Annotated in this window: 18 protein-coding genes and 1 other RNA gene; 9 read left to right on the forward strand and 10 right to left on the reverse strand. The window is 57.7% G+C overall.

The features are described 5' to 3' along the window. Window positions 1-198 precede the first annotated feature (198 nt). From ACQG1K_RS18135 to ACQG1K_RS18160, 6 genes are all read left to right on the forward strand, one after another. Window positions 199-930 carry a MurR/RpiR family transcriptional regulator gene (locus ACQG1K_RS18135; protein WP_022649308.1) on the forward strand — a complete coding sequence of 244 codons (732 nt, stop codon included), beginning with the start codon at window positions 199-201 and terminating at the stop codon, window positions 928-930. A gap of 116 nt (window positions 931-1,046) precedes the next feature. Next, entirely contained in the window at window positions 1,047-2,480 is a 1,434-nt protein-coding gene (bglA, locus tag ACQG1K_RS18140) for a 6-phospho-beta-glucosidase BglA (protein WP_063201521.1), read from the forward strand. A 124-nt stretch (window positions 2,481-2,604) separates the two neighbouring features. Next, window positions 2,605-2,964: a copper resistance protein gene (locus ACQG1K_RS18145; protein WP_426720771.1), complete on the forward strand. Its 360-nt coding sequence runs from the start codon at window positions 2,605-2,607 to the stop codon at window positions 2,962-2,964. 48 nt (window positions 2,965-3,012) lie between these two features. Beyond that, window positions 3,013-5,022: a protein-disulfide reductase DsbD family protein gene (locus tag ACQG1K_RS18150; protein WP_367076605.1), complete on the forward strand. Its 2,010-nt coding sequence runs from the start codon at window positions 3,013-3,015 to the stop codon at window positions 5,020-5,022. 1 nt (window position 5,023) lies between these two features. Further along, entirely contained in the window at window positions 5,024-5,626 is a 603-nt protein-coding gene (locus tag ACQG1K_RS18155) for a DsbA family protein (RefSeq protein WP_022649312.1), read from the forward strand. Further along, window positions 5,616-6,116: a protein disulfide oxidoreductase gene (locus tag ACQG1K_RS18160; protein WP_032626112.1), complete on the forward strand. Its 501-nt coding sequence runs from the start codon at window positions 5,616-5,618 to the stop codon at window positions 6,114-6,116. The genes ACQG1K_RS18155 and ACQG1K_RS18160 overlap by 11 nt, the downstream gene beginning before the upstream one ends. Window positions 6,117-6,118: 2 nt before the next feature. On the opposite strand, the gene ACQG1K_RS18165 is transcribed toward ACQG1K_RS18160, so the two are convergent. From ACQG1K_RS18165 to ACQG1K_RS18200, 8 genes are all read right to left on the reverse strand, one after another. Further along, a complete protein-coding gene (locus ACQG1K_RS18165; RefSeq protein ID WP_023306889.1) occupies window positions 6,119-6,862 on the reverse strand; it encodes an SDR family oxidoreductase in 744 nt (247 codons plus the stop codon). Between the two features lie 70 nt (window positions 6,863-6,932). Continuing rightward, the gene (gene gcvP, locus ACQG1K_RS18170) at window positions 6,933-9,806 is read right to left on the reverse strand and encodes an aminomethyl-transferring glycine dehydrogenase (protein WP_045308801.1); all 2,874 of its coding nucleotides are present in this window, start codon (window positions 9,804-9,806) and stop codon (window positions 6,933-6,935) included. Between the two features lie 127 nt (window positions 9,807-9,933). Continuing rightward, complete coding sequence (gene gcvH, locus ACQG1K_RS18175; protein ID WP_367076607.1) at window positions 9,934-10,323, reverse strand: glycine cleavage system protein GcvH; 390 nt, start codon at window positions 10,321-10,323, stop codon at window positions 9,934-9,936. 23 nt (window positions 10,324-10,346) lie between these two features. Continuing rightward, window positions 10,347-11,441: a glycine cleavage system aminomethyltransferase GcvT gene (gene gcvT / locus ACQG1K_RS18180; protein WP_003860107.1), complete on the reverse strand. Its 1,095-nt coding sequence runs from the start codon at window positions 11,439-11,441 to the stop codon at window positions 10,347-10,349. A gap of 397 nt (window positions 11,442-11,838) precedes the next feature. Beyond that, window positions 11,839-13,041: an FAD-dependent 2-octaprenylphenol hydroxylase gene (gene ubiI, locus ACQG1K_RS18185; protein WP_022649317.1), complete on the reverse strand. Its 1,203-nt coding sequence runs from the start codon at window positions 13,039-13,041 to the stop codon at window positions 11,839-11,841. A gap of 12 nt (window positions 13,042-13,053) precedes the next feature. Beyond that, window positions 13,054-14,232 carry a 2-octaprenyl-6-methoxyphenyl hydroxylase gene (gene ubiH / locus ACQG1K_RS18190; protein WP_063841971.1) on the reverse strand — a complete coding sequence of 393 codons (1,179 nt, stop codon included), beginning with the start codon at window positions 14,230-14,232 and terminating at the stop codon, window positions 13,054-13,056. Further along, a complete protein-coding gene (gene pepP, locus ACQG1K_RS18195; protein WP_087878253.1) occupies window positions 14,229-15,542 on the reverse strand; it encodes a Xaa-Pro aminopeptidase in 1,314 nt (437 codons plus the stop codon). The genes ubiH and pepP overlap by 4 nt, the downstream gene beginning before the upstream one ends. A gap of 31 nt (window positions 15,543-15,573) precedes the next feature. Next, entirely contained in the window at window positions 15,574-16,152 is a 579-nt protein-coding gene (locus ACQG1K_RS18200; protein ID WP_003860099.1) for a YecA family protein, read from the reverse strand. A gap of 167 nt (window positions 16,153-16,319) precedes the next feature. Here ACQG1K_RS18200 and zapA point away from each other — a divergent pair, with 167 nt between their 5' ends. The 3 genes from zapA to ACQG1K_RS18215 all read left to right on the forward strand — a co-directional run bounded on the left by zapA (window position 16,320) and on the right by ACQG1K_RS18215 (window position 17,495). Further along, window positions 16,320-16,649 (forward strand): cell division protein ZapA, encoded by a 330-nt coding sequence (zapA, locus tag ACQG1K_RS18205; RefSeq protein ID WP_003860096.1) that lies wholly within the window; start codon window positions 16,320-16,322, stop codon window positions 16,647-16,649. Between the two features lie 41 nt (window positions 16,650-16,690). Then, a non-coding RNA gene (gene ssrS, locus ACQG1K_RS18210) (6S RNA) lies at window positions 16,691-16,874 on the forward strand. Between the two features lie 24 nt (window positions 16,875-16,898). Next, a complete protein-coding gene (locus ACQG1K_RS18215; RefSeq protein ID WP_367076610.1) occupies window positions 16,899-17,495 on the forward strand; it encodes a 5-formyltetrahydrofolate cyclo-ligase in 597 nt (198 codons plus the stop codon). A gap of 34 nt (window positions 17,496-17,529) precedes the next feature. Here the strand turns inward: ACQG1K_RS18215 and ACQG1K_RS18220 are convergent, their stop codons facing one another. Both ACQG1K_RS18220 and serA read right to left on the reverse strand, forming a co-directional pair. Beyond that, entirely contained in the window at window positions 17,530-17,799 is a 270-nt protein-coding gene (locus ACQG1K_RS18220; RefSeq protein WP_426759438.1) for a hypothetical protein, read from the reverse strand. 2 nt (window positions 17,800-17,801) lie between these two features. After that, on the reverse strand, window positions 17,802-19,034 hold the full coding sequence (serA, locus tag ACQG1K_RS18225; protein WP_108367778.1) for a phosphoglycerate dehydrogenase: 1,233 nt from the start codon (window positions 19,032-19,034) through the stop codon (window positions 17,802-17,804). Between the last annotated feature and the right edge of the window lie 226 nt (window positions 19,035-19,260).

Below are 19,260 nucleotides of genomic sequence, written 5' to 3' on the forward strand. Positions count from 1 at the left end.
GAACACCTGTTAGCTAAAATAAATCCATAATCAAGATTTATCCTTAAAAATCAGTATAATGCAAAATAAATCCACCGCACAGGTGTAAATGATTTCATTAACACCTGAGTAATCAAGGAGATAAATCCGTCTCTCACCCTTCGTCATCATGGTATGCTTCAGGGATAGTGTCCGACAGCGAGTTTAGCCATTGTGAGTATGTTCAGCCATTCCGCCATTGCCAGCCTCAACAATCTGGAAATGATGGTTTACAACTATGTCATTAAGAACCGTGACAAAGTGATGTACATGACCATCCGCGAGCTGGCGGATGCGGCGGGAGTCTCTACCACTACTATCCTGCGCTTCTGCCGAAAGCTCAACTGCGAAGGCTACTCGGAATTTCGGGTGCGCTTTAAACTCTATCTGGAGCAGAACGAGCCCCAGCAGGCGAATTTTGGTGCCAGTGAAATTATCAGCTTCTTTAAAAGCGTAAATAACGAAGAGTTCGATGCGTTATTAGATAAAGCCGTCGATATTATTTTATCATCTGAACGAATTATTTTTGTTGGCGCAGGCACGTCCGGATCGCTGGCAAAATATGGCGCACGTTTCTTTTCAAATATCGGGAAATTCAGCAACCATATCGACGATCCTTATTTCCCGGTCACTAACGATATGGCTAAAAATGCGCTGGCCATTGTACTTTCCGTCTCCGGAGAAACCGAGGAAATCCTGCGCTTCGCCAGCCAGTTCAGCCTGCATCGCTGCAAGGTGCTCTCTGTCACCAGCCACGAACATTCTCGTCTCGCGAAGCTGGCGGACTTTAATCTCTCCTGGCATGTCCCCCAAACGCGCATAGGCGGCGTTTACGATATAACCACCCAAATTCCCGTCATCTATATTCTGGAATCATTAGGTCGGAAACTGGCGAAGAAATTAACAGAATAAAACATCCTGTTTTTTTGATGTGACAAATTACAATTTCCGCAAAATGTTATATCGTGACATTTATTTCCGCTTTGCTAGACTCGAAATCAATAAGTCCTGAATTGAGAATAGCAAAGATGAAAAAACTCACTTTACCGAAAGATTTTTTATGGGGCGGCGCGGTGGCGGCGCACCAGGTTGAAGGCGGCTGGAACAAAGGCGGCAAAGGGCCAAGCATTTGCGACGTGCTCACAGGCGGCGCACACGGCGTTCCGCGTGAAATCACGCAGGAAGTGATTGAAGGCAAATATTACCCGAACCACGAAGCCGTCGACTTTTACGGCCATTACAAAGAAGACATCAAGCTGTTTGCCGAGATGGGTTTCAAATGTTTCCGTACCTCAATCGCCTGGACGCGCATCTTCCCGAAAGGCGACGAAACTCAGCCAAACGAAGAGGGGCTGAAGTTTTACGACGACATGTTCGATGAACTGCTGAAGTACAACATCGAGCCGGTGATCACCCTCTCCCACTTTGAAATGCCGCTGCACCTCGTTCAGGAATACGGCGGATGGACCAACCGTAAAGTAGTCGATTTCTTTGTACGCTTCTCGGAAGTGGTATTTGAGCGCTACAAAAATAAGGTCAAATACTGGATGACCTTCAACGAAATCAACAACCAGCGCAACTGGCGTGAGCCGCTGTTCGGCTACTGCTGCTCTGGCGTGGTCTATACCGAGCACGACAACCCGGAAGAGACCATGTACCAGGTGCTGCACCACCAGTTCGTGGCCAGCGCGTTGGCGGTGAAAGCCGCCCGCCGCATTAACCCGGAGATGAAAGTCGGCTGCATGCTGGCGATGGTGGCGCTCTATCCGTACTCCTGCAAGCCAGAAGATGTCATGTTTGCTCAGGAATCCATGCGCGAGCGCTACGTCTTTACCGACGTACAGCTGCGCGGCTACTACCCGTCTTACGTGCTGAACGAGTGGGAACGCCGTGGCTTCTCCATCAAAATGGAAGCAGGCGACCAGCAGATCCTGCGTGAAGGCACCTGCGATTACTTAGGTTTCAGCTACTACATGACCAACGCGGTCAAAGCGGAAGGCGGCACCGGTGACGCCATTTCCGGCTTCGAGGGCAGCGTGCCGAACCCACACGTCAAGGCGTCCGACTGGGGCTGGCAGATTGACCCTGTGGGCCTGCGTTATTCGCTGTGTGAACTGTACGAGCGCTACCAGAAGCCACTGTTTATCGTGGAAAATGGTTTCGGCGCCTACGACAAGGTGGAAGAGGACGGCAGCATCAACGATGACTACCGCATCGACTACCTGCGCGCCCATGTGGAAGAGATGATGAAGGCGGTGACCTGGGACGGCGTGGATCTGATGGGCTACACTCCGTGGGGCTGCATCGACTGCGTCTCCTTCACCACCGGCCAGTACAGCAAGCGCTACGGCTTTATCTACGTCAACAAGCACGACGACGGCACCGGTGACATGTCCCGCTCCCGTAAGAAGAGCTTTGAGTGGTATAAAACCGTCATTGCCAGCAACGGCGAAACGCTGTAATGGCTTGCCCTCTCTGCAAGCGGAGAGGGCAAACTGCTTATCTTCCAGACACTTCTTTACAGCTTTTGCGTTGCCAAAATATGTTCGCCCGATAATATAGGCATCCTGAATATTTGAGGCGAACATGATTAAGCGACAACGCAACGCTATCCTGCTTGTAGCCCTGGCCTGCCTGGTGGTACTGATATGTACCGCCCAGCGGATGGCCGGGATGCACGCGCTTGTCATGAACGTCACCGCCACGAGCCAGTTTGTCCAGCAGGGGCAGGAGCGTGCCGACGCACCGGTAACCCCGTGTGAGCTAAGCGCCAAGTCGCTGATGTCGGTCCCGCCTGTTTTGTTTGAAGGCGCCCTGATTGCCGTCACCCTGCTGCTGGCGTTGCTGGCAGCCAGTCCACCGCGCCGCGAACGGCAGTGGCCTCCCCGCGTTATCTCCCCGCCCCGGTTAAGGGTGCATCTGCGATTATGCGTCTTCCGTGAATGAGCCTTCGCCTGTTACTTCAGGTTAATTCATCATTTACGGAGAAAATTTATGTTTACTGTATTCAGGCGACTGCTGGTCTGCCTGCTTTGGCTATGGCTGCCCCTCAGCCAGGCTGCCGACAGCGGCTGGCTGCGCGCCGCCGATAATCAGCACGCCAGCGTCAGGCTGCGTGCGCAACCTGAAAGCACTGGCGAAACCCGCCTGCTGCTGGACGTCACCCTGCAAAAAGGCTGGAAAACCTACTGGCGCTCGCCGGGTGAAGGCGGCGTCGCACCCGCGATTAAATGGCATCAGCCCGTCGAGGCGATCTGGCGCTGGCCTGTGCCGCAGCGTTTCGACGTCGCGGGAATCACCACGCAGGGCTACTACGGCGATGTCAGCTTTCCCCTCACTCTGCGGGGCGACGTCCCGACGATCCTGAGCGGCGTGCTGACGCTCTCCACCTGTAGCAACGTCTGTATTCTTACCGATTACTCGTTTTCGCTGAACATGACCGCATCCGCAGGCGCCAGTTTTGATTACGATTTCAGTCGGGCCATGGGCACCCTTCCGCTCAGCGGCGGGTTGACCTCAACGCTTAACGCCACCTATGCCCCCGGCAAGCTGACCGTAACGGCGCAGCGTGACGCAGGCTGGCAGGCGCCGTCGCTGTTTATCGACGGTATGGATGATGTTGATTTCGGCAAACCGGCCCTCACCGTGCGCGGTGATTCGCTGGTCGCCACCGTGCCCGTGACGGACAGTTGGGGCGAGGCCGCGCCCAACCTCAGCGGCAAAACCCTGTCGCTGGTTCTGGCCGATAGCGGGCAGGCGCAGGAGTCCAGCCTGAGCATTCAGCCGGGGAACGCCGCGCCGACGCTCCCGTTAGGCTGGGTGCTGCTGATGGCGCTGGCTGGTGGCCTGATCCTCAACGTTATGCCCTGCGTGCTGCCGGTGCTGGCCATGAAGCTGGGCACGCTGATGCAAACCGAACGGCAGGCGCGCGGTCAGGTACGCCGACAGTTTCTTGCATCGGTAGCCGGGATCGTGATCTCGTTCCTCGCACTGGCGCTGATGATGACGGTATTACGTTTAGGCAATCAGGCGCTCGGCTGGGGGATCCAGTTCCAGAACCCGTGGTTTATTGCCGCGATGGCGCTGGTAATGGTGCTCTTCAGCGCCAGCCTGCTGGGGTTGTTTGAAATCCGTCTCCCTTCCGGCGCCAGCACCTTCCTCGCCACGCGCGGCGGCAACGGGCTTGCGGGTCATTTCTGGCAAGGCGCGTTTGCCACGCTGCTGGCGACACCCTGCACCGCGCCGTTCCTGGGGACGGCGGTCTCGGTCGCGCTGGCGGCACCGCTTCCCCTGCTGTGGGGGATCTTCCTGGCGATGGGTATCGGCATGAGCCTGCCGTGGCTGCTGGTGGCGGCCTGGCCGGGGCTGGCCCAGCGGTTGCCGCGTCCGGGGCGCTGGATGAACGTTGTACGCGTAGTGCTGGGGATGATGATGCTCGGCTCATCGCTGTGGCTGCTGAGCCTGCTGACGGTGCACATTGGCAGCCTGCCGGTCATTACGCTGGGCGTGCTACTGATCCTTGCGCTGCTGCTGGTCACCGCCTGGCGCTACCGCTGGCAAACGGCACTGCGCGCCGGGGTATTAGCTGTACTGGTGGCCGGGGGAGTCGCGTTTGTTTCCGGCTCCGGCGGCGAGGGCTCCCGCCGCGATCGTATTCACTGGCAGCCGCTCAGCGAGCAGGCCATTGTCCGCGCGCTGGCGGAGAACAAACGGGTGTTCGTCGACGTGACCGCCGACTGGTGCGTGACCTGTAAAGCCAATAAATACAACGTACTGCTGCGCGACGACGTGCAGGTCGCGCTCTCCGCCCCGGACGTTGTCGCCCTGCGCGGCGACTGGAGCCGCCCCTCAGATACCATCAGCCAGTTTTTAACCACGCGCGGCAGCGCCGCCGTGCCGTTTAACCAGATCTACGGACCGGGATTACCTCAGGGCCACGTGCTGCCTGCGTTGTTAAGCCGCGAAGCGGTGCTGAGCACCCTGTCCGATGCAAAAGGAAAATAACATGAGAGCCTTTGTTGCCTTACTTCTGCTGTCGTTATCAACGTTCGGTTTCGCCGCACCGTCAGATGACGCTTCCAACGACCAGCTGGCAAAACTGCTGTTTAACGACCCCAACAGCCCGCGAACCGGAGCGACATCGCCGAAGCTCACCATCGTCTCCTTCACAGACTACAACTGCCCGTATTGCAAGCAGTTCGACCCAATGCTGGAGAAAATCGTGCACGATAATCCCGACGTGCAGCTCATCATCAAACTGCTGCCGTTCAAGGGACAAAGCTCGGTAAATGCCGCGAAAGCGGCGCTCTCAACGTGGCAGCAGGCGCCGGATCAATTCTGGGCACTACACCAGCGGCTGATGATGAAAAAGGGCTATCACGATGACGCCAGCATCGCCGCCGCGCAGGTGAAGACCGGGACGGACAGCATTAAAACCGATGATAAAACTATGGACAGCGTAAAGATGAACCTGATCCTGGCGCAGGTGCTGAATATTCAGGGCACCCCGGCGACCATCATCGGTGACCAGATGGTGGCGGGCGCAATCCCGTATGACGATCTGGAGGGGCTGGTCAAAGAACAGCTGGCGAACGCCCGTGGCAAGTAAGCTTCCGCGCCTGCTGCGCGAGCTGGCCGTGTGGCTGCTGATTGGCGTAGCCGTGAGCCTGGCGGTGGACTATTTCCGCCAGCCCGCGCTGCCGCAGAATTTCTCCGCGACGGCACTGCACACCCTCGACGGTCAGCCCGTCGATCTTATCGCCATGAGTAAGGAGCGACCGCTGCTGGTCTACGTCTGGGCGACATGGTGCGGCGTCTGCCGCTACACCACGCCGTCGGTGGCGGCGATTGCCGCGGACGGGGGTAACGTGATGTCGGTTGCGCTGCGCTCGGGCGATAACGCGACGCTCGAAACATGGATGAGAAAGAAGAAGGCGATGATGCCCACGGTCAACGACGCCAGCGGAGAACTGGCGCGTCAGTGGGACGTTCAGGTGACGCCAACGCTTGTGGTGATCTCTCACGGTGAAGTGAAGTCGATCACCACCGGCTGGACCAGCGGCTGGGGAATGCGCCTGCGGCTGTGGCTGGCGTCGTAGCGTTACTTCCCGCCAGCCAGCTCCAGGAAGCTACCGGTGACATAGGAGGCTTTGTCGCTCAGCAGCCAGGTAATGGCCTGGGCGACCTCCTCCGGCTGACCGCCACGCTGCATCGGTAACATCGACTTCACCCGATCCACACGCCCCGGCTCGCCGCCGGAGGCGTGAATATCGGTATAAATCAGGCCTGGCCGCACGCAGTTAACGCGAATGCCCTGCGCCGCCACCTCCAGCGCGAGGCCGGTTGTCAGGGAATCCACGGCCCCTTTGGAGGCAGCATAATCCACATACTCCCCCGGAGCGCCCAGTCGTGAGGCCGCCGAGGAGACATTCACAATCGCGCCGCCCTTGCCGCCGTGTTTATGCGACATGCGTTTCACCGCCTCACGGCAGCAGAGAAAATAGCCAGTGACGTTGGTGGACAGCACGCGGTTAATACGTTCAGCGGAGAGGTTTTCGATGGAGGATTGTTCAAACAAAATCCCGGCGTTGTTCACCAGCGCGGCGAGCGGCTCACCTTCGCGATCGATGCTGTCGAACATCGCCATCACCTGCGATTCATCGCTGATATCCGCGCGCACGGCAAAGGCCTTACCGCCCGCGTCCACGATCTGATTAATAACCTCTGTCGCGGCTTTGATGTTGTGATGAAAATTCACCGCAACGGTGTAGCCTTCGCTTGCCAGCTGTAGCGCGGTGGCTTTACCAATACCCCGGCTGGCGCCGGTGACCAATGCAATTGCCATTCTTTTCTCCCAATAAAAAAGCCGGGTGGCGGCTTCGCCTTACCCGGCCTACGTTACTACAGGAACAACGTTACTGGTATTCGCTCATCGGCACGCAGGAGCAGAACAGGTTACGGTCGCCGTAAACATCATCAAGACGTTTCACGGTTGGCCAGTATTTGTTTGCTACACCTGCCGGGAAGACAGCCAGCTCGCGGGTATAACCGTGGTTCCACTCTGCCACCAGTTCGTTCTGGGTATGCGGCGCGTTAACCAGGGGGTTATCTTCCAGCGTCCATTCCCCGCCTTTCACGCGGTCGATTTCGCTGCGGATCGCCAGCATCGCGTCGATAAAGCGATCCAGCTCCACCTTGCTTTCAGACTCGGTCGGCTCAACCATCAGAGTTCCTGCAACCGGGAAGGACATGGTTGGCGCGTGGAAGCCGTAGTCGATCAGACGCTTGGCAATATCCAGCTCGCTGATGCCCGTCTCTTCTTTCAGAGGACGAATATCGAGGATGCATTCGTGCGCCACGCGACCATCGCGGCCGGTGTAGAGCACCGGATAGGCGTCTTTCAGACGTGTTGCGATGTAGTTGGCGTTGAGGATCGCCACCTGGCTGGCCTGCTTGAGCCCTTCCGCGCCCATCATGCGAATGTACATCCAGCTGATTGGCAGGATAGAGGCGCTGCCGAACGGTGCCGCGGAGACCGCGCCCTGACGGGTCAGCATGCCTTCAATCTGCACCACGCTATGGCCTGGCACAAACGGTGCCAGGTGCGCTTTGACGCCGATTGGGCCCATGCCCGGGCCGCCGCCGCCGTGCGGAATGCAGAACGTTTTATGCAGGTTCAGGTGCGACACGTCCGCGCCAATAAAGCCCGGAGAGGTAATGCCCACCTGGGCGTTCATGTTCGCGCCGTCGAGGTAAACCTGGCCGCCGAACTGATGCACCACTTCACACACTTCACGGATCGTTTCTTCGTACACGCCGTGGGTGGACGGGTAGGTCACCATGATGCAGGAGAGTTTGTCGCCTGCCTGCTCGGCTTTCGCGCGCAGGTCGGCCAGATCGATGTTGCCGTTTTTGTCGCACGCCACGACCACCACTTCCATCCCTGCCATCTGGGCAGAGGCCGGGTTGGTGCCGTGGGCAGAGCTTGGGATCAGACAGATATCGCGGTGGCCTTCGTTGCGGCTTTCGTGATAGTGACGGATCGCCAGCAGACCGGCGTATTCACCCTGCGCACCGGAGTTCGGCTGCATGCAGAGCGCGTCGTACCCGGTCAGCTTCACCAGCCAGTCGGAGAGCTGGTTGATCATCATGTGATAACCTTCCGCCTGCTCAGCCGGGCAGAACGGGTGCAGCTCGGAGAATTCAGGCCAGGTGATTGGGATCATCTCAGCCGCGGCGTTCAGCTTCATGGTGCAGGAGCCCAGCGGGATCATCGCCTGGTTCAGCGCCAGATCTTTACGTTCCAGAGAGTGCATGTAACGCATCATCTCGGTTTCGCTGTGATAGCGGTTGAACACCGGGTGAGTCAGGATCGCGTCGTCGCGCAGCATGCTTTCCTGAATGGAGCGGCTGTCGAGCGCAACCTCTTTGTCGAGCGTATCAACGTCCAGACCCTGTGCGTCACCCAGCAATACGTTGAACAGGGTCAGGATATCGTCACGGGTGGTGCTTTCGTCCAGCGTAATGCCGACCGCATTGTGAATGTCGCTGCGCAGGTTGATTTGTGCTGCCTCGGCGCGCGCCAGCACGGCCGCTTTGTCTGCCACCTCGACGCACAGGGTGTCGAAGTAGTGCTCATGACGCAGTCTGAGACCTTTCTGTTGCAGACCGCAGGCCAGGATATCGGCCAGACGGTGGATGCGGCTGGCAATGCGTTTCAGGCCAGCCGGACCGTGGAACACCGCGTATAAGCTGGCAATGTTAGCCAGCAGCACCTGCGAGGTACAGATGTTGGAGTTCGCTTTCTCGCGGCGGATATGCTGCTCGCGGGTCTGCATCGCCATGCGCAGCGCGGTGTTACCGGCGGCATCTTTCGATACGCCGATAATACGGCCTGGCATGGAACGTTTAAATTCATCTTTCGCGCCAAAGAACGCCGCGTGCGGGCCGCCGTAGCCCATCGGCACGCCGAAGCGTTGCGCTGAGCCGAAGACAATATCCGCGCCCTGTTTACCTGGCGCCGTCAGCAGCACCAGCGCCATAAAATCAGCGGCGACGCTAACAATAACCTTACGGGATTTGAGCTCGGCGATCAGCGCGCTGTAATCATGCACTTCCCCGGTGGTGCCCACCTGCTGTAACAGCACGCCGAAGACGTCCTGGTGATCCAGCACTTTGTCAGCGTCGTCGACAATCACCTCAAAGCCGAAGGTTTCCGCACGGGTGCGCACCACGTCCAGCGTCTGGGGATGCACGTCCGCCGCGACGAAGAAGCGGTTGGCGTTTTTCAGCTTGCTCACGCGCTTCGCCATCGCCATCGCTTCAGCGGCGGCAGTGGCTTCATCCAGCAGCGAGGCAGAGGCGATATCCATACCGGTCAGATCCAGCGTCACCTGCTGGAAGTTCAGCAGCGCTTCCAGACGGCCCTGGGAGACTTCTGGCTGATACGGGGTGTAAGCGGTGTACCAGCCCGGATTTTCCAGCATATTACGCAGGATCACCGGCGGTAATTGCACGTTGGTGTAGCCCATGCCGATATAAGACTTATAGCGCTTGTTAAGGCCGGCGATGGCCTTCAGCTCCGCCAGCGCGGCGAACTCCGTCGTGGACTCGCCTACCTGCGGCGGCGTGGCAAGCTGGATGTCTTTTGGCACGATCTGGCCGATCAGTGCGTTTAATGAATCCGCGCCAACTGTCTTCAGCATCTCCTGCTGTTGCTGAGCATCCGGCCCAATGTGACGTTCAATGAAGGCGCCACGGTTTTCAAGCTGGCTTAAAGTCTGTGTCATGAGCGATGGTTCCTGAAACGTGCAGTGAATCGTAATTATCTGTAACGCTGTTGCCCGGTGGCGCTAACGCTTTCCGGGCCTACGTAGATCTGTAGGCCGGATAAGCGCAGCGCCATCCGGCACAACGTTATTCGTCTTCCAGTAGTGCTTCGTACGCGGTCGCATCCAGCAGCGCGGCAACCTGCGCTTCGTCGCTGGCTTTGATCTTAAAGATCCAGCCGCTTTCATAAGGCTCGCTGTTCACCAGCTCCGGGGAGTCGCTTAGCGCGTCGTTCACGGCAACAATTTCACCGCTCACCGGAGAGTAGATGTCAGAGGCCGCTTTAACGGATTCCGCCACCGCACAGTCGTCGCCTGCGCTCACGGTTGCGCCCACTTCCGGCAGGTCAACAAACACCATGTCGCCCAGCAGTTCCTGCGCGTGCTCGGTGATCCCAACGGTGTAAGTGCCGTCCGCCTCTTTGCGCAGCCACTCGTGTTCTTTGCTGTATTTCAGTTCTGCTGGCACATTGCTCATTGAAGTTCTCCTGATAAAAATAGTTAGGCGACCGGCTTACCGGCGCGAACAAAAATCGGTTTGGTCACGTTGACCGGCATTTCGCGGTTGCGGATCTGCACCACCGCCGTTTCGCCAATCCCCGCTGGCACGCGTGCCAGTGCAATACTGTAGCCGAGCGTCGGGGAGAACGTTCCGCTGGTGATCACGCCTTCGCGATGATTGCCATCGGCATCGGTGAAGCGCACCGGCAGCTCGCCGCGCAGAACGCCTTTTTCTTTCATCACCAGGCCAACCAGCTGTTCAGTGCCCTTCTCGCGCTGCATCTCCAGCGCTTCACGGCCAATAAAATCACGGTCAGCCGGTTCCCACGCGATGGTCCAGCCCATGTTGGCCGCCAGCGGTGAGACGCCTTCGTCCATCTCCTGACCGTAGAGGTTCATCCCCGCTTCCAGACGCAGCGTATCGCGCGCGCCCAGGCCCGCAGGCTTCACACCCGCCTCCACCAGCGCACGCCAGAAATCGGCGGCCTTTTCGTTTGGCATTGCAATTTCGTAGCCCGCTTCACCGGTGTAGCCGGTGGTGGCGATAAACAGATCCCCCGCCTGCACGCCGAAGAACGGCTTCATGCCTTCGGTTGCTTTGCGCTGCTCGTCGCTGAACAGAGACGCGGCTTTCGCCTGGGCGTTTGGCCCCTGCACCGCAATCAGCGACAGATCGTCACGAACGGTGATGTCGATGGCGTAGGGTTCAGCGTGTTGGGAAATCCAGGAGAGGTCTTTTTCGCGGGTGGCGGAGTTTACAACGAGGCGGAAGAAATCTTCGGTGAAGTAGTAGACGATGAGGTCGTCAATCACGCCGCCAGAGGCATTGAGCATGCCGGTATAGAGCGCTTTGCCCGGCGTTTTTAGTTTGGCGACGTCGTTTGCCAGCAGATAACGCAAAAACTCCCGGGTGCGGCTTCCGCGCAGGTCGACAATCGTCATATGAGACACGTCGAACATACCGGCATCGGTGCGCACCGCGTGGTGCTCATCAATCTGCGAGCCGTAGTGCAGCGGCATCATCCAGCCGTGGAAGTCCACCATGCGGGCGCCGCATAACACGTGCTGTTCGTATAAAGGAGTCTGTTGAGCCATCTTTTCCTCGTTGAAAAATTCACCGTGAAACCCGGTGTCGACCTCGCGATCGAGGGCCGACGCAAACGTTCTCTTTTACCTGAACTTACCACCGAAACCGGCGGTTAACCATAAGGTAAAACGGGTCATCACATTAGCTTATGACCAAAAATCGCTGAAAAGCCTACAGAGTTATTCACTGGTAAAATGCGATTAAACCCGCATAAAATTAACATCGAGCTAACAGGATTTAGCAGAAGGTGATATTTCGTGCGGAAAAACGGGCCGAATTTCCGTAACATAAAAATTGTAAGATTAGATTTTCTAATGCGAAAAATGACGTGAAATTAGATTATTTCAAACGAGGAGATTTCCCCGGCGCGAAGGCCGGGAAAATAAAGTGTGACGGGGATCGAGATTAACGTAACCAGTCGGGAAGATCGTTAAGGCCCATTGCCTGACGAAGAAGCTGCGGTTTGACGCCGGGAAGGGTGTCGGCCAGTTTGAGGCCGATATCGCGCAGCAGTTTTTTCGCCGGGTTCGCTCCGGCAAATAGCTCGCGGAAGCCCTGCATACCCGCCAGCATCATCGCCGCACTGTGTTTGCGGCTGCGCTCGTAGCGACGCAGATACAGATGCTGACCAATATCTTTACCTTCCCGATGCAGACGACGCAGCTCTTCAACCAGCTCGGCCGCGTCCATAAAGCCGAGGTTCACCCCCTGCCCGGCCAGCGGATGAATCGTATGCGCCGCATCCCCCACCAACGCCAGACGGTGCGCCGCAAACTGACGCGCGTAGCGACCGGTTAACGGAAACGCCTGGCGTTCGCTTTCAAGCGTGCACAGGCCCAGACGGTTATCAAACGCCACGCATAGCGCCTGATTAAAGGCGTCCGGCGTCGCCTCCTGCATCTGCTGTGCTTTCTCCGGCTCTAAAGACCAGACGATGGAGCAGAGATGCGGATCGGCAAGCGGCAGGAAGGCCAGAATGCCATCATTGTGGAAAATCTGGCGCGCCACGCCGCCATGCGGCTCTTCGGTGCGGATTGTGGCAACCAGGGCGTGATGACGGTAATCCCAGAAGGTCAGCGGAATATCCGCTTTGTTACGCAGCCAGGAATTGGCGCCGTCGGCACCCACTACCAGCCGCGCGGTCAGCATGTCGCCGCTTTCAAGAGTGATAAACGCGTCGTTTTCGCCCCACGCCACCTGCTGAAGTTTCGCCGGTGCGATCAGCGTGACGTCGCTGCACTGCTGCGCTTTTTGCCACAGCGCGTGGTGAATCACCGCGTTTTCAACGATGTGCCCAAGGTGGCTGTAGCCCATGCTTTCATCGTCAAACGCGATATGGCCGAAGCTGTCTTTATCCCACACTTCCATGCCATGGTAACAGCTGGCACGCAGCGCCACGATTTCAGACCAGACGCCAAGGTGCGTCAGTAGCTTTTCGCTGGCGGCATTGATCGCCGAGACGCGCAGCTCCGGCGGTGCATCCTGCGCCACGGGCTGCGGCGCGTTTTGCTCAAGCACCGCCACGCGTAGGCCGCTGCCCTGTAAACCACAGGCCAGCGCCAGTCCTACCATTCCGCCGCCGACAATGGCGACATCAACATTTTGCACGGTGATTACTCCTTAACGCGCGACCCAACCCAGGGTCCGCTGCGCCAGCACGTCACGTGCCGGAATGAACAGTTCCATCGCCATCAGCCCAAGGTTGCGACCCGCAACCAGCGGTGCCCAGCGATTGGCAAACAGGTGGACTAAACCGTCGGTAACGCCAATGGTCGCCGCTTTGTCCGCCTGACGTCGTTTCTGGTAATGGCTCAGCACTGAGTATGCGCCACAATCCTGTTGTTCGCTCCACGTCTGCGCCAGTAGCTCAGCCAGGCTCATCACGTCGCGCAGGCCAAGGTTAAAGCCTTGCCCGGCGATGGGGTGCAGCGTCTGCGCGGCGTTGCCGACCAGAGCGACGCGATGGGAGACAGTCTGCGATGCGGTCGTCAGCGCGAGCGGATAGGCCACGCGTTTTCCGGCCTGGGTGATACGCCCAAGCCGCCAGCCGAAGGCTTTTTGCAGCTCGGAACTAAAACGTTCGTCGGACCAGGAGAGAACCTCATCGGCCCGGTCCTGCGCATGGCACCACACCAGCGAGCAGCGCCCGTTCGACATCGGCAGCATGGCCAGCGGGCCGTGCTCCGTGAAGCGCTCAAATGCCCTGCCGTTATGCGCGCCAGCCGTAGAGACGTTAGCGATGACCGCCACCTGCCCATAGGGTTCAGAGCGCAATTCGACGCCGCACTGCGTGGCGATCGCGGAGCGTGAACCATCCGCCGCCACCAGCAGTTCCCCCTCCAGCGTGGTGCCGTTGTCCAGCGTCACGCTGACGGCTTCGTCACGGCGGTTAAAGCTGGCGACGCGCGCCGGACAGTGCAGCGTGACGCCAGGCGCGTCCTGTAAAAGACGGAACAGCCGCAGCCCTACGTCATGCAGCTCGACAACCTGCCCCAGCGCCTCGATCCGGTAATCGTGGGCATCCAGCGTTACGAACCCGGCGTGCCCGCGATCGCTGACGTGAACGGTGCCGATCGCCGTTGCGCAATCCGCTATCGCCTGCCAGATCCCAATACGCGCAAGCTGCTGACAGGTTCCCTGCGCCAGCGCGATAGCGCGGGCGTCGAAACCGGGATGATCGGCCGCCTGCGGCGCGACCGCCTCAACCAGATGCACCGGAAGCTGGCCTTGGGTTAACTGCGAAATAGCCAACGCCAGAGTAGCGCCGGTCATGCCTCCGCCAACAATGATTACGCTCATCCGCGTGCCGCCGCCATCAGCGCCTCGATGTCGTCGGCTTTTTTCACCACGGTCGCGGTCAGGTTTTCGTTACCGGTTTCGGTGATGACGATGTCATCTTCAATACGAATGCCGATCCCGCGGTACTGTTCCGGCACGTCGGCATCCGGCGCGATGTACAGCCCCGGCTCAACGGTCAGCACCATGCCTGGCTCCAGCACGCGCGAACGTTCCGGACCGTATGCCCCCACGTCATGCACATCCAGCCCCAGCCAGTGGCTCAGGCCGTGCATAAAGTACGGGCGATGGGCGTTTTCGGTTATAAGGGTGTCCACATCGCCTTTCAGAATGCCAACCTTCACCAGCCCGGTAATCATGATGCGCACCACCTCGCCCGTAACCTCCTGGATGGAGGTGCCAGGGCGGAACAGCGTCAGCGCGGTCTCCAGAGACTCAAGCACGATGTCATAGATTTCACGCTGCGCTGGGGTGAATTTACCGTTCACCGGGAAGGTACGGGTGATGTCGCCCGCGTAACCCTGATATTCACAGCCGGCGTCAATCAGCACCAGATCGCCGTCGCGCAGTGCACTTTCGTTTTCGGTGTAGTGCAGAATGCAGCCGTTTTCCCCGCCGCCTACGATGGTGTTATAGGACGGGAAGCGCGCGCCGTGACGGTTAAATTCATGGTGAATTTCCCCTTCAAGCTGGTACTCGAACATACCGGGACGGCACTTTTCCATGGCGCGGGTATGCGCCAGGGCGCTGATTTCGCCCGCGCGGCGCATCACGTTCAGCTCTTCTTCAGACTTAAACAGGCGCATCTCGTGCACTACCGGTCTCCAGTCTGTCAGGGTCGCGGGTGCAGACAAATTCTGACGTGAGCCTTTACGCAGCTTATCCAGCGCAGTGAAAACAATCTCATCCGCATATGCGTATTCACCCTGCGCGTGATAGAGCACGTCCAGGCCGTTGAGCAGTTGATAGAGCTGCTGGTTGATTTCGCTGTAGGCCAGCGCGCGATCCACGCCCAGTTTTCCCGGCGCCGCCTCCTGACCTAAGCGGCGGCCAAACCAGATTTCCGCAGTCAGATCGCGCACGCGGTTGAAAATCACGCTGTGGTTGTGGGTGTCATTGCTTTTAATCAGCACCAGTACCGCTTCCGGCTCGTTAAACCCGGTGAAGTACCAGAAATCACTGCTCTGGCGATAGGGGTATTCGCTGTCGGCGCTGCGCGTCACTTCCGGCGCGGCGAAAATCAGGGCAGCGCTTCCCGGCTGCATTTTTGCCAGCAGCGCCTGACGACGGCGAGAATACTCTTGACTGGAGATAACCATGACACCCTCCTGTGCGTTATTTTTCTTAGTGTAATGTTGGCTTGCGAACTTCCGGCGCGGTCGGCTGCGAGCGCGTAAAGTTGTCGTGGCACAGCAGAGACGCCACGCGCACGTACTCGATGATCTCTTCGAGAGACATCTCCAGCTCTTCCTGGTCTTCGTCTTCATCGTAGCCGAGCTGGGCGATGTTACGCAGATCGTCGATCGCTTCACCCGCTTCGCCGGTCACTTTATCCAGTTTAGGCTGGGTTACGCCCAGGCCAAGCAGATAGTGGTTTACCCAACCCGCGAGCGCATCAGCGCGATCGAAGACGCTGACATCGTCGCCTTCAGGCAGATAAAGCTGAAAAAGAAAGCCATCGTCTTCCAGGGAATCGCTGGTTGCGGCGTGCATTTTACGTAGCGCTTCCGCCAGTTCGTGGCCAAACGCCAGCCCTTCGTTGGTGAGGTCGTGGATCAGCGGCTGCCATGAGCTGTCGCTGTTTCCGCCGCACAGTATGCCGCTGATCAGACCGTGCATTTCGGCAGGGGTTAGACCGACTCCCTGCTGGTTCAGTAACTGGTTTAAATCCTTGTAACCAGGCATTTCGTTCTGTATAGACATACGCATTCGTCATCAAAGGGAGGATATTCATGATATGCTACCACTTTGGACCCTGGTGATACCAGAAAAGGGCTTGTATCTTCACATCAGGGTAGCTATAGTGTCGCCCCTTCGCAGCCCCCGGGGCAGTAAGCGAAGGCAGCGCAGTCAATCAGCAGGAAGGTGGCATGTCTGCACAACCCGTCGATCTCCAGATTTTTGGCCGTTCACTGCGAGTGAATTGTCCGCCTGAACAAAGGGATGCTTTGAATCAGGCTGCGGACGATTTGAATCAGCGGTTGCAAGATCTAAAAGAACGCACTAGAGTCACAAATACTGAGCAGCTGGTTTTCATCGCCGCGTTGAACATCAGCTATGAACTGACTCAGGAAAAAGCGAAGACCCGCGATTACGCGGCAAGCATGGAGCAGCGCATTAAAATGCTCCAGCAGACCATTGAACAGGCATTGCTTGATCAAGGTCGCAGTCCTGAAAGACCGGGACCAAAGTTTGAATAACACTTCTCAGTTGACTATGGTAGAGTAACTGTGAAGACAAAATTTCTCTGAGATGTTTGCAAGCGGGCCAGTCCCCTGAGCCGATATTTCATACCACAAGAATGTGGCGCTCCATGGTTGGTGAGCATGCTCGGTCCGTCCGAGAAGCCTTAAAACTATGACGACACATTCACCTTGAACCAAGGGTTCAAGGGTTACAGCCTGCGGCGGCATCTCGGAGATTCCCTCTCTCTTCTTCTACCAACTACCATGACTCAATTCCCTGAAGTTTCTGCTTCACGCCAGGATATCCGTCAGCTCATTCGCCAGCGTCGTCGTGCCTTAAGCGCCGAACAACAGGCACAGTTTGCCCAGCAGGCCGCCGCCCGTATGATGGCCTATCCGCCTGTGGTGATGGCAAACACCGTCGCCTTGTTTCTTTCGTTTGATGGTGAGCTGGATACCCAACCGCTTATCGACCAGCTCTGGCGCACCGGGAAAAAAGTTTATCTGCCGGTGCTGCATCCCTTTAGCCGGGGCAATCTGCTGTTTCTGCACTACCATCCGCACAGCGAGCTGGTGGTGAATCGTCTGAAAATCACCGAACCCAAACTCGACGTGCGCGATGTGCTGCCGCTATCTGAACTGGATGTGCTGATTACGCCGCTGGTGGCGTTTGACGAGCAGGGACAGCGCCTGGGAATGGGCGGTGGTTTTTACGACAGAACGCTACAAAACTGGCAGCAGTACGGATTGCAGCCGGTGGGCTATGCGCATGATTGTCAGGGCGTGGAGGCATTACCCGTAGAGAAATGGGATGTGCCGTTACCGGCGGTGGTGACGCCCAGTAAAACCTGGACCTGGTAGAACAAAGCCGGGTGGCGGCTACGCCTTACCCGGCCTACATAAATCCTCGAACTTTGTAGGTCGGGTAAGCGTAAGCGCCACCCGATACACAGACCGCACGAACATTGTAAGTCGGGTAAGCGTAAGCGCCACCCGACACACAGACCGCACGACCGTTGTAGGTCGGGTAAGCGTGAGCGCCACCCGACACACAGACCGCACGAACATTGTAGGTCGGGTAAGCGTGAGCGCCACCCGACACACAGACCGCACGAACATTGTAGGTCGGGTAAGCGTAAGCGCCACCCGACACCACAGACCGCACTATCAGTACAGCAGACGCGCGCGAATCGTCCCCGGAATGGCCTTCATGCTCTGCAATGCTTTCTCGGCAATGTCTTCATCCGCTTCAATATCAATCACCACATAACCCATCTGCGCGTTCGTTTGCAGATACTGCGCGGCAATGTTGACGCCCTGTTCGGCAAAGATCTGGTTGATAGCAGTCAGCACGCCCGGACGGTTTTCGTGAATGTGCAGCAGACGACGCCCGCCGTGTAGCGGCAGAGACACTTCCGGGAAGTTCACCGCAGAGAGCGTTGAACCGTTGTCGGAATATTTGCTCAGCTTGCCCGCCACTTCCAGGCCGATATTCTCCTGCGCTTCCTGAGTAGAACCGCCGATGTGCGGCGTCAGGATCACGTTGTCGAACTCGCACAGCGGAGAGGTGAACGGATCGCTGTTGGTGGCCGGTTCCGTCGGGAACACGTCAATCGCCGCACCCGCCAGATGCTTACGCTTCAGCGCATCGCACAGCGCAGGAATATCGACCACTGTACCGCGCGCGGCGTTGATCAGCAGTGAGCCCGGCTTCATCAGCGCCAGCTCTTCCGCTCCCATCATGTTTTTTGTGGACGCATTTTCCGGCACGTGCAGGCTGACCACGTCGCTCATGTTCAGCAGGTCAGAAAGATGCTGCACCTGCGTCGCGTTACCCAGCGGCAGTTTGTTTTCGATATCGTAGAAAAACACGTGCATGCCAAGGGATTCCGCCAGAATACCGAGCTGCGTACCGATGTGGCCGTAACCAATAATCCCGAGTTTTTTACCACGCGCTTCGTAGGAGCCCGCGGCCAGTTTATTCCACACGCCGCGGTGCGCTTTGGCGTTAGCTTCCGGAATACCGCGAAGGAGTAGCAGCAGCTCGCCAATCACCAGCTCCGCCACGGAACGGGTGTTGGAGAACGGGGCGTTAAAAACCGGGATACCGCGTTTTGCGGCGGCATTCAGATCAACCTGATTGGTACCGATACAGAAACAGCCAATCGCCACCAGCTTTTCCGCCGCAGCAATAACGTCTTCAGTCAGTTGGGTACGGGATCGCAGGCCAATGAAATGGGCATCACGGATGGACGCTTTCAGCTCTTCAGTATCCAGCGCGCCTTTGTGAAATTCGATGTTGGTGTAACCTGCAGCGCGAAGGCTATCGATTGCTTTTTGATGCACGCCCTCGACCAGCAGGAATTTAATCTTGTCTTTCTCCAGTGATACCTTTGCCATTTACCCGACCCTGTTTTTATCTGAACTGATGTTGTGCTGGATATAAATCCCGTGCAGCCAACATATCAAAAAAAACTATTGCAGCAATATGAACGTTTGCGTCGGCACTCTGAAGAAAAGTCATACAGAGCAAAATGACAGAGGAAAATGCTATGGAAATTTACAAACGCGGCAGGATCGGCAAAAGAGGCGGAAAAACGTGACACAAGTCACCGAATTTAGCTTT

It is taken from the genome of Enterobacter cloacae complex sp. 402C9 (assembly GCF_050030745.1).
Lineage (GTDB): Bacteria > Pseudomonadota > Gammaproteobacteria > Enterobacterales > Enterobacteriaceae > Enterobacter > Enterobacter intestinihominis.